The 13082-nt window shown below is 67.7% G+C and carries 17 protein-coding genes and 1 pseudogene; 8 read left to right on the top strand and 10 right to left on the bottom strand.

Annotated elements, in window-relative coordinates; translation table 11 throughout:
• Nucleotides 1-100: 100 nt before the first annotated feature.
• From E1H18_RS15420 to E1H18_RS15410, 3 genes are read right to left on the bottom strand one after another with little or no spacing between them, the layout of a single operon-like run.
• The gene (locus tag E1H18_RS15420; protein WP_172269942.1) at nucleotides 101-460 is read right to left on the bottom strand and encodes a hypothetical protein; all 360 of its coding nucleotides are present in this window, start codon (nucleotides 458-460) and stop codon (nucleotides 101-103) included.
• Nucleotides 457-1356 (bottom strand): hydroxymethylglutaryl-CoA lyase, encoded by a 900-nt coding sequence (locus E1H18_RS15415; protein ID WP_172269940.1) that lies wholly within the window; start codon nucleotides 1354-1356, stop codon nucleotides 457-459. The genes E1H18_RS15420 and E1H18_RS15415 overlap by 4 nt, the downstream gene beginning before the upstream one ends.
• Nucleotides 1353-3053 carry a glycosyltransferase family 39 protein gene (locus tag E1H18_RS15410; RefSeq protein WP_172269938.1) on the bottom strand — a complete coding sequence of 567 codons (1701 nt, stop codon included), beginning with the start codon at nucleotides 3051-3053 and terminating at the stop codon, nucleotides 1353-1355. Before E1H18_RS15410 ends, E1H18_RS15415 begins: the two co-directional genes overlap by 4 nt.
• Nucleotides 3054-3109: 56 nt before the next feature.
• Here E1H18_RS15410 and E1H18_RS15405 point away from each other — a divergent pair, with 56 nt between their 5' ends.
• The 3 genes and pseudogenes from E1H18_RS15405 to E1H18_RS27340 all read left to right on the top strand — a co-directional run.
• Nucleotides 3110-3835 (top strand): glycosyltransferase family 2 protein, encoded by a 726-nt coding sequence (locus tag E1H18_RS15405; protein WP_172269936.1) that lies wholly within the window; start codon nucleotides 3110-3112, stop codon nucleotides 3833-3835.
• A gap of 95 nt (nucleotides 3836-3930) precedes the next feature.
• A complete protein-coding gene (locus E1H18_RS15400; protein WP_172269934.1) occupies nucleotides 3931-4353 on the top strand; it encodes a hypothetical protein in 423 nt (140 codons plus the stop codon).
• A gap of 9 nt (nucleotides 4354-4362) precedes the next feature.
• Nucleotides 4363-4515: pseudogene (locus E1H18_RS27340) on the top strand (hypothetical protein); the annotation flags it as partial.
• On the opposite strand, the gene E1H18_RS15395 reads toward E1H18_RS27340, so the two are convergent.
• On the bottom strand, nucleotides 4491-4949 hold the full coding sequence (locus tag E1H18_RS15395; RefSeq protein WP_172270404.1) for a tRNA (cytidine(34)-2'-O)-methyltransferase: 459 nt from the start codon (nucleotides 4947-4949) through the stop codon (nucleotides 4491-4493). The pseudogene E1H18_RS27340 and the gene E1H18_RS15395 overlap by 25 nt on opposite strands.
• Before the next feature lie 203 nt (nucleotides 4950-5152).
• On the opposite strand from E1H18_RS15395, the gene petA reads away from it, so the two are divergent.
• Genes petA through E1H18_RS15380 form a run of 3 tightly spaced genes read left to right on the top strand, consistent with a single transcriptional unit; the run spans nucleotide 5153 to nucleotide 7856 of the window.
• Nucleotides 5153-5704, top strand: a complete 552-nt coding sequence (gene petA / locus E1H18_RS15390; RefSeq protein WP_172269932.1) for a ubiquinol-cytochrome c reductase iron-sulfur subunit — start codon at nucleotides 5153-5155, stop codon at nucleotides 5702-5704.
• Between the two features lie 5 nt (nucleotides 5705-5709).
• A complete protein-coding gene (locus tag E1H18_RS15385; protein ID WP_172269930.1) occupies nucleotides 5710-6996 on the top strand; it encodes a cytochrome b/b6 in 1287 nt (428 codons plus the stop codon).
• Nucleotides 6997-7001: 5 nt separating this feature from the next.
• Nucleotides 7002-7856 carry a cytochrome c1 gene (locus E1H18_RS15380; protein WP_172269928.1) on the top strand — a complete coding sequence of 285 codons (855 nt, stop codon included), beginning with the start codon at nucleotides 7002-7004 and terminating at the stop codon, nucleotides 7854-7856.
• 61 nt (nucleotides 7857-7917) lie between these two features.
• Here E1H18_RS15380 and E1H18_RS15375 read toward each other — a convergent pair whose 3' ends face one another.
• Together E1H18_RS15375 and E1H18_RS15370 are read right to left on the bottom strand one after the other, a co-directional pair.
• The gene (locus tag E1H18_RS15375) at nucleotides 7918-8388 is read right to left on the bottom strand and encodes a GNAT family N-acetyltransferase (RefSeq protein WP_172269926.1); all 471 of its coding nucleotides are present in this window, start codon (nucleotides 8386-8388) and stop codon (nucleotides 7918-7920) included.
• Nucleotides 8388-9155 (bottom strand): hypothetical protein, encoded by a 768-nt coding sequence (locus E1H18_RS15370; RefSeq protein WP_172269924.1) that lies wholly within the window; start codon nucleotides 9153-9155, stop codon nucleotides 8388-8390. Before E1H18_RS15370 ends, E1H18_RS15375 begins: the two co-directional genes overlap by 1 nt.
• 100 nt (nucleotides 9156-9255) lie before the next feature.
• On the opposite strand from E1H18_RS15370, the gene E1H18_RS15365 reads away from it, so the two are divergent.
• Nucleotides 9256-9945, top strand: coding sequence for a TMEM175 family protein (locus E1H18_RS15365; RefSeq protein ID WP_172269922.1), 690 nt, complete (start codon nucleotides 9256-9258; stop codon nucleotides 9943-9945).
• A gap of 33 nt (nucleotides 9946-9978) precedes the next feature.
• Nucleotides 9979-10548 (top strand): DUF1579 domain-containing protein, encoded by a 570-nt coding sequence (locus tag E1H18_RS15360; protein ID WP_172269920.1) that lies wholly within the window; start codon nucleotides 9979-9981, stop codon nucleotides 10546-10548.
• Nucleotides 10549-10552: 4 nt separating this feature from the next.
• Here the strand turns inward: E1H18_RS15360 and E1H18_RS15355 are convergent, their stop codons facing one another.
• From E1H18_RS15355 to E1H18_RS15340, 4 genes are all read right to left on the bottom strand, one after another.
• Nucleotides 10553-10903, bottom strand: a complete 351-nt coding sequence (locus E1H18_RS15355) for a DUF2200 domain-containing protein (protein WP_172269918.1) — start codon at nucleotides 10901-10903, stop codon at nucleotides 10553-10555.
• Nucleotides 10903-11604: a dienelactone hydrolase family protein gene (locus E1H18_RS15350; RefSeq protein ID WP_172269916.1), complete on the bottom strand. Its 702-nt coding sequence runs from the start codon at nucleotides 11602-11604 to the stop codon at nucleotides 10903-10905. Before E1H18_RS15350 ends, E1H18_RS15355 begins: the two co-directional genes overlap by 1 nt.
• Before the next feature lie 8 nt (nucleotides 11605-11612).
• Nucleotides 11613-12299, bottom strand: a complete 687-nt coding sequence (locus tag E1H18_RS15345; protein WP_172269914.1) for a hypothetical protein — start codon at nucleotides 12297-12299, stop codon at nucleotides 11613-11615.
• A 73-nt stretch (nucleotides 12300-12372) separates the two neighbouring features.
• On the bottom strand, nucleotides 12373-13047 hold the full coding sequence (locus tag E1H18_RS15340; protein ID WP_172269912.1) for a dienelactone hydrolase family protein: 675 nt from the start codon (nucleotides 13045-13047) through the stop codon (nucleotides 12373-12375).
• Nucleotides 13048-13082: the final 35 nt, after the last annotated feature.

Here is a 13082-nt window from a genome sequence, read left to right as displayed (position 1 = left end):
CTGCGCGTCGATCCACCTCCCCCGTTGCACGGGGGAGGATGAAGCGCGTCTCTCCTCCCCTGCGAAGCGGGGGAGGTGGCCCGAAGGGACGGAGGGGGCGCTACATAGGTCCGATCGACTCGAACCTCAGCCCATCCGGTCCCTCGATCGAGGTCGGGGCCTTCAGGCTCTGGACCGGGAGCATCGCGCGGTAGCGGTCGTAGACCGCCGCGCCACGGCCGGGCTTGGCGGACAGGCAGAGATCGTACTCGCCCTCGCGGCCCCAGGGCCTGCGTTCCGAGCGGGCCACATCCCGGTCGTCTTTCACAGCAGTGGCCACGCGATCGGCGAGGTCGCGGTCGATGCCCATGCCGTAGCTGCCGAACTTGATGGTGACGTCGCAACCCGCCGGCGCCGGGGCGGGCGCAGCCGCGCAGGCGGCGAGGCTCAGGACCAGGAGCGTGGCGGCGATACGGATCATGCGGGGAAAGCTCCGGCGCGGGCCAGGGACGAGGCGGGGGCCTTGCCCAGGCGGTCGCTGATCTCGCGGCCGATGGCGATCAGGGCCGCCAGATCGTAACCGGTCTCGAAGCCGGCCCGTTCCAGCATGTAGACCAGATCCTCGGTGCCGATGTTGCCGGTGGCGTTGGGCGCGAACGGACAGCCGCCCAGGCCGCCGACCGAGGCGTCCAGCACGTCGATCCCCGCCTCGACGCTGGCATAGGCGTTGGCCAGGCCCGTGTTGCGGGTGTCGTGGAAATGCATGCGCAGCTTGGCGCCCGGCGCGGCGGCCTTGGCGGCCTCGATGCGCTTGCGGACCGTCCAGGGATCGGCGACCCCGATGGTGTCGGCGATGGCGATCTCGGCCACGCCCACGGCGGCGGCCTCGCGAACGATGGCCACGACCTGGTCTTCCGACACTTCGCCATTGAACGGACAGCCGAACGCGACCGAGATCGTGGCGGTGATCGGCGGTCCGCCTTCCACGGCGCGGCGTTCGGCGATGGCGGTCAGCGTATCGAGTTGCTGGCTCACCGTGGCGCCCTGGTTCCTCACGCCGAAGCCGTCCGAGGCGCAGACCACGACATTGGCCTCGTCGCAGCCGGTCGAGATGCAGCGGTCCCAGCCGCGCATGTTCAGGACGAGGCCGATACGCGAGCGCAGCGGGTCCTGTGGCAGGGCGGCCATGATGTCCTCGGCCCCGGCCATCTGCGGCACGCGGGCCGGATTGACGAACGAGACGACCTCGGTGCGACGGGCGCCGGCGGCTTCCAGCTTGCGGATCAGGTCCAGCTTCTCGTCGACCGACAGGACGGCCCTTTCGTTCTGCAGGCCGTCGCGCGGCCCGACCTCGACGATCTCGATGAAGCGGCTCATCGGTTGACCTCTTCTTCAGCAGCCTCTTCGGGCGGCAAGGCGTGGGGCTCGCCGCGATAGATGGTCAGCTTTTCCTCGTCGCCGTCGGAATAGTTCAGGCCTTCGACGGTGGCGACCGGACGCGGGGTCAGGCCAAGCTCGGCCAGGGCGTCGCGGAACGGCTTGTCCTCGCGGGCCTCGACCACGGCGGGGCGGCCCTCGGCAACGGCGTCGGCGGCGCCTTCGCCGGTGGTCAGTTCGGTGGCCGTGCCCAGCTGGAAGATCAGGCTGGGCTCGGCATAGCCGGTGACCGCCACGGGGCCGGCGGCGCCTGACCGCGGCGACAGGCGGGTCTGGTCCAGGGCCTGGGTGATATCCTTGGACAGGAACAGCGGTTCCAGGTGTGGGATCAGCCCGGCGGTCAGGGCGATGTGGGCGGCGATCCCTAAGGCGGCGGCGGTGACCAAGGCGCGGACAGAGCCCTTCTTCAGCAGCAGCACGGCGCCCGCAACGCCCGCGGCCAGGGCCAGCAGGGCGGCCAGCACGGTCCAGATCAGGTCGCCGCCCGTACCGAACTTCACTTGGCCGTAGACGGCGACGGCGGCCAGCAGGGCGCCGATGAAGGCCGATAGGACGGCCCCGATCCAGCGCACGCGCGGACCCAGCGGCTCACGCACGGCCGCCGCCATCAACATCGCCAGACCGCCGTAACCGGGCAGGGCGTAGTGCACGAGCTTGGTCGGCAGGATCTCGAACATCAGCCAGGTCGGGATCAGCCAGCAGAGGGCGAAGCGCACGCCGGGCTCGTGGCGTTTGGTCCAGCCCAGCACCAGAGCGGCGGGCAGCAGCAGGGTGGCCGGGAACGACAGCAGCGGCGAGAGCAGGGCGTGATAGCCGAACGGCCCCGAGTGGCCCTCCTGGCCGCCGGCCAGTTTTGGAGCCAGGTCGGCGCCGACCGCCGCGCCCCAGAAGGCGCCGTCGGTGGCCACGGTGATCATCATGGCCCAGGGCAGGGTGATCGCCGCGAACAGGATCAGGCCCCAGGTCCACCCCAGGTCCTTCATCCAGCGCGCCTTGCGGTCCCAGACGGCCAGGGCGATCATCGCGAAGATCGCCACCAGCAGGCCGACCGGACCCTTGATCAGCGCCGCCAGCGACAGACCGATCCAGAAGGCGAACGTGGTCCATTTCCCGGTGACTTCGCCCTTCAGCTGGGCCGCATAGACCCGCGCCAAGGCGGCCATGGCGAGGGTGGTCGTGCCGCACAGCATGGCGTCGGTCTTGGCGATCAGCGCTTCGGTCGACAGCAGGAAGGTCGCGCCGAGGATCGACCCGGCGATCAGCCCGGTGCGCGGGTCCAGCAGCGCCGCCGCGCCCCAGGCCAGCGCTGCGGCCGCCAGCATCGCGCCCAGCAGGGAGGGCAGGCGATAGGCCCAGATCCGCCGATCCTCCTCGTCGGAGAACGCCTTGACCGTCACCGCCTGCATCCAGTGGATGCCGACCGGCTTCTTGAAGCGCGGCTGGTCCTGGAACTTGATGACGACGTAGTCGCCGGTTTCCAGCATTTGCGAGGTGGCTTGGGCGAAGCGGGACTCGTCGCGGTCCAGCGGCGGCATGGCGATCAGGCCGGGCAAACCGGCGATCAGGGCGACCAAGGCGGCGAACAGGGGGCCGCGCCACCCGCGGCTCCAGTCATCCAGGCGAGATTCAAGCGTCATAAGGGCAGCTTTAGCACGATCCTTTCTTGTGGGGATTTTTCAGCTATGAGAGGGCGATGACCGCCACCCCCGATTTTTCCGTCGTCGTGCCCGTCTTCGACGAAGGCGGCGCCGCGCCCAGCCTGGCGCGCGAGATCGCCACCGCCTTCGCGGGCGAGAACTACGAGATGATCTTCATCGACGACGCCAGCCGCGACGACACCAAGGCCCTGCTGGTGGCGCTGAAGGCCGAGATCCCGCAGCTGCGCGTGCTGGGCCACCGCAAGAACTCGGGCCAGAGCCGGGCCGTACGCAGCGGCGTGCTGGCCGCCCGCGCGCCGATCGTCGTCACCCTGGACGGCGACGGCCAGAACGACCCGGCCGACGCGCCCCGCCTGGCGAAAGCTCTGCAGGCCGGTCCCGAAAACCTCGCCCTGGTCGGTGGCGAACGGGTCAAGCGCCAGGATAGCAACGCCAAGCGCTTCGCGTCCAAGTTCGGCAACGGCGTGCGCAAGCGTCTCCTGAAGGACACCGCCAACGACACGGGCTGCGGGCTGAAGGCCTTCAAGCGCGAGGCGTTCCTGCGCCTGCCGTACTTCGATCACATCCACCGCTACATCCCGGCCCTGATGCTGCGCGAGGGCTACGACGTGGCCTTCCAGCCGGTGAACCATCGCCACCGCGAGACCGGGGTGTCGAAATACACCAACTTCGGCCGCCTGAAGGCCTCGGTGTCGGACCTGATGGGCGTGATGTGGCTGCAGACCCGGGCCCGCAATCCCCAGGGCGTGGACGAGGCGTAGCGCGCGCCACGCGAGCAGACTTCACCGCAACGAAAATACCCGCTACGGCTTAACCATGGCATGAAGGTCTCGCGCCATGCCAAGGGGGAAGCTCGATGTTCGCCGCGGTTCCGCTGCTGGCCTTGCCGGTGCTGATCTACAACCTGATCGTCCTGACGCTGGCGGGCGGCTTCAAGGCCGCCGACGCGGGCCTGCGGATGGGCGACACGCTGTTCACCATCCACATGACCTCGCGGGCCGAATGGGCCGTCAGCCTGGGCGACTTGCTGCTGGCCGCCTCGCTGGTGGTGCTGTTCGTCGAGTTGCTGAAATCGACCACCAGCCGCCGCATCGCCATCATCAACCACTCGCTGTCGATGGTGCTGTTCATCATCTGCCTGGTGGAATTCCTGCTGCTGCCGGCCTTCGCCACCTCGACCTTCTTCTTGGTCACCCTGATGGTGCTGCTGGACGTCCTGGCCGGCTTCATCGTGACCATCGTCGCCGCGCGTCGGGACGTGGATTTCGGGGATCACTGAGGACGGTTTAGCGCCCCCTCCGTCTCGTCGCGTATCCGCGCCGATCCACCTCCCCCGTTGCACGGGGAGGATGAAAACCTCTCCTCCCCTGCGAAGCTGGGGAGGTGGCCCGAAGGGCCGGAGGGGGCGCTTGCTGACTACTCCGGAAACCCGCCCGTCTGACGCAGCGCCTCGCCCAGAGCCATGGCCGCCGTGGTCGCCAGGTTCATCGAGCGCGTGTCGGCCCGGATCGGGATGACGATCCGGCCCTGGACGGCCTCATGCACTTCCTCAGGCGCGCCGCGGCTCTCGTTGCCGAACAGCAGGGTGTCGCCCGCCTGAAACTCAAACCGGTGGAAGGGCGTGGCCCCGCGGGTGGTGAACAGCAGCAGGCGGCCCTCGGTCCGTTCCGGCGCCTTAAGGAATGTCTCCCAGTTGTCATGCCGTTGAAGATGCGCAAGCGGCCCATAATCGAGGGCCGCGCGCTTCAAGCTTTTGTCGTCCAACGGGAAACTGCAGGGCTCGATCACATCCAGCCCGACCCCGAAACAGGCCGACAGACGGATGGCGGCCCCGACGTTTTGGGGAATGCCTGGTTGAAAAAGTGCGATGCGCATAATAAGCGATCCAACCACAAAGGCAGCAGGGGCTTTGCCACGAATCGAAAGGGCTTGCGGACTTCGTCCGCGCGTCCGATAGGTCGAGCCAACCGCTGCCTTGTGGTGGAGATCCGCTTGCGGGTCGAGCAATTATGTAGCGTCGCAAGACGCTCCTCCTAGCGGGGCCGTTCGCGGGCCGGCTGAATTGAAGGGTGACTTGGGTGGCCGACACCGCCGTGGGCGCAACGACCGAGCCGGAACATGGGGGCGATCCCTCCCGGCGCGACTTCATTCACATCGCTGCCGTCGCAGCCGCCGCTGGCGGCGGTGCGGCCCTGGTGTGGCCGTTCATCGACCAGATGAACCCGTCCGCGGATACGCGGGCCCTGGCCTCGACCGAGTTCGACCTGACCAAGGTCGCCGAGGGTCAGCAGGTGACGATCAAGTGGCGGGGCAAGCCGCTCTTCGTGCGTAACCGCACGAAGGCCGAGATCGCCAAGGCCGTGGCCGACGACAGCGCAGCGATGAAGGATCCGGCGACGGACGCCTCGCGCGTGAAGCCGGGCAAGGACAACTGGCTGATCGTCGGTGGCAACTGCACCCACCTGGGCTGCGTGCCGACGTTCGGCGGTGGCGAGTATGGCGGCTGGTTCTGCCCGTGCCACGGCTCGGTCTATGACACCTCGGGTCGTATCCGTAAGGGCCCCGCGCCCACGAACCTGGTGGTTCCGGATTACGCCTTCCTCACCGACACCAAGGTCAAGATCGGCTAAGCGATATGAGCGGACATTCGACCTATCAACCGAAGACCGGTATCGAGCGCTGGCTCGACGCCCGTCTGCCGATCGTGCGCCTGGGCTATGACTCGTTCGTCGACTACCCCACGCCGCGCAACCTGAACTACTGGTGGACTTTCGGCGGCATCCTGTCGCTGTGCCTGGCCTCCCAGCTGATCACCGGCATCATCCTGGTGATGCACTACAATCCGAGCGCTCAGGGCGCCTTCGCTTCCGTCGAGCACATCATGCGCGACGTGAACTACGGCTGGCTGATCCGCTACATGCACGCCAACGGCGCGTCGATGTTCTTCATCGCCGTCTACATCCACATGCTGCGCGGCCTGTACTACGGCTCCTACAAGGCGCCCCGCGAAGTGCTGTGGCTGCTGGGCTGCGTCATCTATCTGCTGATGATGGCCACCGCCTTCATGGGCTACGTCCTCCCCTGGGGCCAGATGTCGTTCCACGGCGCCGTCGTCATCACCAACCTGTTCGGCGCGCTGCCGCTGGTGGGCGAAAGCATCACCACCTGGCTGTGGGGCGGCTTCGCGGTCGACAACCCGACCCTGAACCGCTTCTTCTCGCTGCACTACCTGCTGCCCTTCATGATCGCGGGCGTCGTGATCCTGCACATCTGGGCGCTGCACGTGGTTGGCCAGAACAACCCGACCGGCGTCGACCCCAAGTCGAAGGCCGACACGGTCCCCTTCACGCCGTACGCGACGGTGAAGGACGGCTTTGCGATGAGCGTCTTCCTGATCCTCTTCGCCTTCTTCGTCTTCTACATGCCCAACGCTCTGGGCCACGCCGACAACTACGTCGAGGCCAACCCGCTGGTGACGCCGTCGCACATCGTTCCGGAATGGTACTTCCTGCCGTTCTACGCGATCCTGCGCGCCGTTCCGGACAAGCTGATGGGCGTGCTGGCCATGTTCGGCGCCATCGCCTGCTTGTTCGCCCTGCCGTGGCTGGACACCTCGAAGGTGCGTTCGATGCGCTACCGCCCGACCGCGAAGATCTACTTCGTGTTCTTCCTGGTGGTCTGCATCATCCTGGGCTTCTGCGGCGCCAAGCTGCCTGACGACCCGGTGATCCCGCACCTGACCACGTTCCAGCTGATGGGCTCGGACCTGAACAGCTTCGTCTGGCTCAGCCGCGTGGCCTCGCTCTACTACTTCGCTTTCTTCCTGGTCGTTCTTCCCGTCCTGGGTCTCGTCGAAAAGACCCTGCCGGTTCCGGACTCGATCGCCTCGCCGGCCCTGTCGGCCGACGCCAAGAAGGGTTGATCCCGATGCTCCGCAAACTCTCCGTTATCGCGGCGGCCGTCGGCATCCTCGTGGCCGGCGCCGCCGGCCCGGCCCTCGCCAACGGCGGCGCGCTGAAGGCCAAGGAGGTCCACTGGTCCTTCGAAGGCCCGTTCGGCTCGTACGACCAGGCTCAGCTGCAGCGTGGCTTCAAGGTCTATCGCGAAGTCTGCGCCGCCTGCCACTCGCTGAAGCTGGTCTCGTTCCGGAACTTCGGCGACCGCGGTGGTCCGTTCTACAGCGAGAAGTACCCGAACTCGAACGACAACCCGTGGGTCAAGGCGATCGCCAAGGACTACGAGGTCAACGACATCGACAGCGAGACCGGCGACGCCATCAAGCGTCCGGCCACCAGCGCCGATCACTTCCCGTCGCCCTTCGCCAACGAAGCCGCGGCTCGCGCCTCGAACGGCGGCGCCCTGCCGCCGGACATGTCGCTGCTGGCCAAGGCCCGCGAAGAAGGCCCGGCGCACATCTACTCGGTGGTGACCGGCTATGTGGACGCTCCCAAGGGCCTGACGGTCCCGACCGGCGGTCACTACAACCCGTACTTCCCGGGCGACCTGAGCTCGGCCTGGCACGGCGATCACAAGAGCGTCCCGGCCGGTGGCTTCATCGCCATGGCCCCGCCGCTGAAAGCCGATCTGGTCACCTTCGACGACGGCACCAAGTCGACCGTCGACCAGCAAGGCAAGGACGTCGCGGCGTTCCTGATGTGGGCCGCTGAGCCCAAGCTGGAAGAGCGCAAGCAGACCGGCTTCGCCGTCCTGCTGTACCTGATCATTCTCTCGGGTCTGCTCTACGCCAGCTACAAGACCGTGTGGCGCAACGAGTCGCACTAAGGTCTGAGACACAGAATTACGGAAAGGCCCGGTGGAGACACCGGGCCTTTTTCGTTGGGCGCTACAGGTCCAGTCGCCAGCCGATCACCGGTCCGTCCTCGTCGTCGACCCGCTCGCCCACAACCTTGAAGCCGTTGCGCGAGAGCACGGCCTGAGAGGCGGGGTTGTCGACGGCGGTCTCGGCGGTCAGGGCCAGGACGCGGTCATCCTCGCGCGCCCAGGCGACGAGGTCCGCGACTGCGCGGGTGGCGACGCCGCGTCCCTGCCGGGTCGGTGCGACGCCATAGCCGATGTGCAGGCTGCGGTCGCGGGCGTCCAGCGGCCGGGTGGGGGACAGCAGGCCCACGACCTCGCCATCCTCGACGATCATCCAGGCGGCCGGCGCGAACAGCGGGCGGATCCTGTCGGCCAGCTCGGCGAGCATGGCCAGTACGGCAGCTGGGGCCGGCGCGCTGTCGCACAGAGCTAGATCCCCAGGAGCCTCGTCGCGCAGCAGGGCGGCGAAATGTTCGGCGGTTGCTTCGATCAGCATCAGGGGGCGACCGACAGGGTGCGGGCGTCGGCGGCCAGATGCAGGCGGTGATGGGCCCACAGACCCACGCCCAGGGTCCCGGTCACGCCCTCGGGGAGTTCCTCGGCCAGGGTGGCGGGCACGTTCTCGGCCAGAACCCCGCCCAGCGACAACGCCCGCAGGCGGGCAGGGGCCTTGTGACGGGCGTTGGGGTCCAGCTTGCCGGCGACGGCTGCGTCGCGGCTGGCCAGGCGCACCATGGCCTTGGAGGCGGTGTCGATGGCGAAGGCTCCGTGCAGCACGCGGGGACCGTCGCTGACGCTGGCGATGACGGTGGGCAGGCCGTCGACGACCTCGACCGGCAGCACGGCCTGGCGCGTCACCCGCCAGGGCCGGTCGATCCGCACCTTGCAGGCGGAGAAGTCGATCTCGATGCTGTGGCCGGCCAGCACGTCCATGCCGATGACCCCGGCGATCGGAGTGACAAAGCCGGCGCCGCGCGCATCGAGGTCGGCGACGGCCACCGAGACCGCCGGCGCCTTCAGGCCTGCCACCTCGACAGGCAGGGTCAGCTCGGGTTCGACGATGCCGGCCATCTGGGCCTTGGTCTCGTGTAGCAGGGTGCGGGGCGCGGAAAGGTCGATGACATAGTCGCCGGCCATGTCGCCGATCACTGCCGGCGCCACGACCGCGCCGTTCTCGAACCAGCAGGCGGTCTCGCCGGCCCAGGCTGCGCCCGTCAGGGAGAGGGACAGCGCCAGGGCGATGGGGGCAGTGCGACGACGCATCAGCGCAGCCTAGCGCAGCCAGGCAGCCCGCGCGATGGCGACGCTCGACAAACGGCGTTCTTCGTCATCATGCTGCCGTCCCTGGGGCAAGGGGGGGACCATGGCGCACGATCCGGAACGGGAGACCGGCAAACGGCTGGACGCCTTTGTCGACGCGGCATTCGCCTTTGCGATCACCCTGCTGATCATCGCCGGCGCCGAGCCGACGGCCAGCCTCGAGGCGCTATGGCGGGCCTTGGGCAAGATCCCGGCCTCGCTGGTCGCCTTCACCCTGATCGCCATGTTCTGGATGGCCTATCGCGAGTATGGCCGTCTGGTCCCGCGCCGCGACACCCTGTCGACGCTGAACGCCCTGGCCATCGTCTTCACGGTGCTGGTCTATGTCTTCCCGCTGCGGATGCTGGTCGAGTCGGGCTTCCACTGGTTCACGCGCGGCTGGCTGCCGGGCAATGAGATCATCCGCACGCTGGGCGATCTGCGAGATCTCTTCCGTATCTATGGCGTCGGCTTCGCCATCCTGGCGGGGCTGTTCGTGACGCTCTACGCCCATGCTCGGCGCCACGCCGATCGGCTGGAGGTGCCGTTCGAGCGTCGGGCCGACATCCAGGCCAGCCACGAGATCTGGCTGATCGTCGCCGCCTCCGGCCTGCTGTCGGCCGCTCTGACCCTGGGCCCCTTCGCCAGGGTTCCGTGGCTGCCTGGCTTTGCCTACTGGCTCATTCCCGCGGCGATCGGCCTGCGCGCATGGCTGTTCCATCGCCGGCCCGTTGACGCGTCGAAGTCCGCGTAACAAAGTTCTCTGAACTTGTTCTGAGGGAACATCATGCGTCGCCTGCTGCCTGTCGCTCTTGCTGTCGCCGCCTTCGCGGGCGCCGCCCAGGCTCAGATGCCGCCGGATCCCGGTCCGCGCATCGCCGCCCAGGCCGAGGCGATGAAGAAGCTCTCGTGGATGGACGGGACGTGGCGCGGCCCAGCCTGGAACATCGGGCCCGCCGGCCGTCGCGACATCACCCAGGCCGAGCGGATCGGCCCGCTGCTGGGCGGTTCGGTCAAGGTCGTCGAGGGGCGCGGCTACAATCCCGACGGCTCGACGGGCTTCAACGCCCTGGGCGTGATCTCCTTCGAGCCTGCGACCGGCGTGTACAGCATGCGTTCCTACGCCATGGGCCAGGCCGGCGACTTCAAGCTGGGGCTGACTGCCGACGGCTACATCTGGGAGATCCCGGCCGGGCCAATGACCATTCGCTACACCGCCGTGATGAAGGACGGCGCTTGGCGCGAGATTGGAGAACGGATCGCGCCCGGCCAGGCGCCGGTGCAGTTCTTCGAGATGAATCTCAAGCGCGTGGGCGACAGCGCCTGGCCCACGGCGGGCGAAGTGGGGCCGAAATAGGCCTTCAGCCCCGAAGGATCTTGTCCATCGCCTTGCCCTTGGCCAACTCGTCGATCAGCTTGTCCAGGTAGCGGATCTCGCGCATCAGCGGTTCGGCGACCTCTTCCACGCGCACGCCGCAGACCAGGCCCTTGATCTCGGCCCGGGCGGGATTGAGCTTCGGGGCCCGGGCGAAGAAAGTCTCGAAGTCGGTCTTGGCCGCGATCTGGTCGTCCAGCTCGGCCTGGCTGAAACCGGTCAGCCAAAGCAGGATCTGGTCGACCTCGGCCTTGGTCCGGCCCTTCTTTTCCGCCTTGGCCACGTAGAGCGGATACACGCTGGCGAGGCTGGTCGTGTAGATGCGGTGGCCGGCCATCAGGCTTCGGCCTTGCCGCCGCCCGAGCGCTGAAACAGCTGCAGGGTCCTCAGGAGGGAAAGCCTGGCGCTGTCAGGGTGGTGGCCGCTGGGGGCCACGAAGGCGTGGCCGGCCTCGTAGAGATGGATCGGCAGTTCCGGATGCGTGTCCCGGATCGCCTCGACGTCGGCCAGGGGGATCATCGGGTCGGTCTTGCCGAAATGCAGGATGGTCGGGACCTTGGGCGTCTCATCCTTGTAGGCGACGATGTCGCCGCCATAGAAGGCCGACACGGCCCGCACGCCGTCGCAGCGGCAGGCCGCCAACCAAGCCGTGGTGCCGCCGAAGCAGAAGCCCATCACGAAGACCGGGCCCTCCATCGCCTCGATGCAGGCCTGGACGCGGGGCAGGGTGGAGACGCCCCAACCGGTCGCCTTGCCCAGGGCCATGCGCGCGTCGAGGATCGCCGGCGTGGTGTCTTCGATCGGGAAGTCGGCGTCGGCCGCGTCCAGCAGGGCCGGGGCCATGACCTCGTAGCCCTGGTCGGCCAGGCTGTCCGAGAGGGCGCGGATGTGCGGGGTGACGCCCCAGATGGCGTGCAGCATGACAATGCCGCCGCGCCGGGCTTCTCGCGCCGGAGCATGCCAGGCCGAGAACGGAGCGCCGTTCTCGCGGCAGGCCAGGGTGATCCTTTGGCTCGAAAAGCTGGCGTCGGCGGTCAAGTCATCTCCTAGGATTTCTTGTCGTGAAGGGTGCAGGGCAGGCGGCTGTTGGGATCGGCCGAGCAGGCCGCCGCCAGCAATCGCGCTTGCGACTTGGGCTGCGGCTTGTCGATGACGAAGCCGCCACCTTCCTTGCAGGCCACCTCATAGCGAGCGATCGGCGGGGCCCCGCCGCCGCCCAGATAGGTGGCGTCCGAGACCGTGCACTTGGCGCCGACCTTCTTCACCAACGCCTGGGGGCCGGCCATGTTGCCGACATTGGCGCGCAGACGGCACGTGGCCATGGTGCCCTTGCCAAGGCCCTTGGGTGCGCCCTTGGCCGAGGCCTGGATGGCGATGCAGTCATAGGCGGTCAGTCCGGCGGGGGTCTTGTTGACCATCCAGCCGAAGTCGTCGCGGCAGGCGACCTCGTAGGTGGTCCCCTTCCGGGAGTCGGTGATCAGCGCCGCATCCTTGACGTCGCAGGTCACGCCCGTCTCGGCGAGCAATTGGCCCGCCTTGGTGACGACCAGCGGATTGCCGGATTCGCGATAACCGATGCCCGCGGACTCGGCATTGAGGATCTTCTGACCGAAGTTCGGATCGATGGTGAGCGACGTTTCACTGAGCGGCGCGCCCGGGGCTTTCTGAGCCAGGGCGCCGCCGGCAGCGGCCAGCGCTCCGACCATCAACAGCGTCGATAGAATGATTTTCATGGTAGCTCCCCTTTTCCCTGCAGAGGAGCTTACAACCTCTGGAACGCATGTCGAGCGATCAGCAGGGAGGCGTTCAGAGGGCTTCCAGGAAGAAAGCGACCGTCCGTTCACGCGCCAATTCCGCGTCGGCGAGGTCGCTGTCGGGGCGACCGTCGTTGTTGAATCCATGGCCGCTGTTTGCGTAGACATGGACCGGAACTTCCGGATGGGCGGTCCAGATGGCGGCTTTTGTTTCTTCGGCGGGGATGTGCGGGTCCTGGGCCCCCAGGTGGACAATGACGGGGGCCTGGAGATCGAACTTGGCCATGCCGGCGACTTGACCGCCATAGTAGCTGGACGCCGCCGACAGGCCCTCCAGCCGCGCGGCCGCCAGCCAGGCCATGGTTCCGCCGTAGCAGTAACCGACCACGAACACCGGCCCGCGGTCCTTCAGGGCGTCGATGCAGGCCTGGATGTCGCCCATGGCGTTGTCGGGCCCGTTGGCTACCGCCAACTCGCGGCCGCGCGCGAAGCCGGCCTCGTCGTGAAAGGCGGTAAAGCCCATCTCGCCGCGATCGAACATCGACGGCGCGATCACCTCGAAGCCTCGCGCGGCCCACCGGGCGACGTCCTCCTGGACGTAACGATCCAGGCCGAAGATCTCCTGGATCACGATCACCCCGCCTTTGCGCACGCCTTCGGGCTGGGCGTGCAGGGCGGTGAAGCCAAAGCCGTCATGGGTGGCGGTCAGGGTGATGGTCTCGGCCATGGCGATATCCTCAAAGCAAAACGGCCGGGGCGTCT

Source organism: Caulobacter sp. RHG1 (assembly GCF_013181195.1).
In the GTDB taxonomy this organism is placed as follows: Bacteria; Pseudomonadota; Alphaproteobacteria; order Caulobacterales; family Caulobacteraceae; genus Caulobacter.
Note: the sequence above shows the minus strand (reverse complement) of the source record. Positions and strands in the feature narration are given on the sequence as shown.

Coding starts and splice junctions, on each gene's coding strand:
- E1H18_RS15420 (WP_172269942.1), bottom strand. CDS start 460: ATGATCCGTATCGCCGCCACGCTCCTGGTCCTGAGCCTCGCCGCCTGC.
- E1H18_RS15415 (WP_172269940.1), bottom strand. CDS start 1,356: ATGAGCCGCTTCATCGAGATCGTCGAGGTCGGGCCGCGCGACGGCCTG.
- E1H18_RS15410 (WP_172269938.1), bottom strand. CDS start 3,053: ATGACGCTTGAATCTCGCCTGGATGACTGGAGCCGCGGGTGGCGCGGC.
- E1H18_RS15405 (WP_172269936.1), top strand. CDS start 3,110: ATGACCGCCACCCCCGATTTTTCCGTCGTCGTGCCCGTCTTCGACGAA.
- E1H18_RS15400 (WP_172269934.1), top strand. CDS start 3,931: ATGTTCGCCGCGGTTCCGCTGCTGGCCTTGCCGGTGCTGATCTACAAC.
- E1H18_RS15395 (WP_172270404.1), bottom strand. CDS start 4,949: ATGCGCATCGCACTTTTTCAACCAGGCATTCCCCAAAACGTCGGGGCC.
- E1H18_RS15385 (WP_172269930.1), top strand. CDS start 5,710: ATGAGCGGACATTCGACCTATCAACCGAAGACCGGTATCGAGCGCTGG.
- E1H18_RS15380 (WP_172269928.1), top strand. CDS start 7,002: ATGCTCCGCAAACTCTCCGTTATCGCGGCGGCCGTCGGCATCCTCGTG.
- E1H18_RS15375 (WP_172269926.1), bottom strand. CDS start 8,388: ATGCTGATCGAAGCAACCGCCGAACATTTCGCCGCCCTGCTGCGCGAC.
- E1H18_RS15370 (WP_172269924.1), bottom strand. CDS start 9,155: ATGCGTCGTCGCACTGCCCCCATCGCCCTGGCGCTGTCCCTCTCCCTG.
- E1H18_RS15365 (WP_172269922.1), top strand. CDS start 9,256: ATGGCGCACGATCCGGAACGGGAGACCGGCAAACGGCTGGACGCCTTT.
- E1H18_RS15360 (WP_172269920.1), top strand. CDS start 9,979: ATGCGTCGCCTGCTGCCTGTCGCTCTTGCTGTCGCCGCCTTCGCGGGC.
- E1H18_RS15355 (WP_172269918.1), bottom strand. CDS start 10,903: ATGGCCGGCCACCGCATCTACACGACCAGCCTCGCCAGCGTGTATCCG.
- E1H18_RS15345 (WP_172269914.1), bottom strand. CDS start 12,299: ATGAAAATCATTCTATCGACGCTGTTGATGGTCGGAGCGCTGGCCGCT.
- E1H18_RS15340 (WP_172269912.1), bottom strand. CDS start 13,047: ATGGCCGAGACCATCACCCTGACCGCCACCCATGACGGCTTTGGCTTC.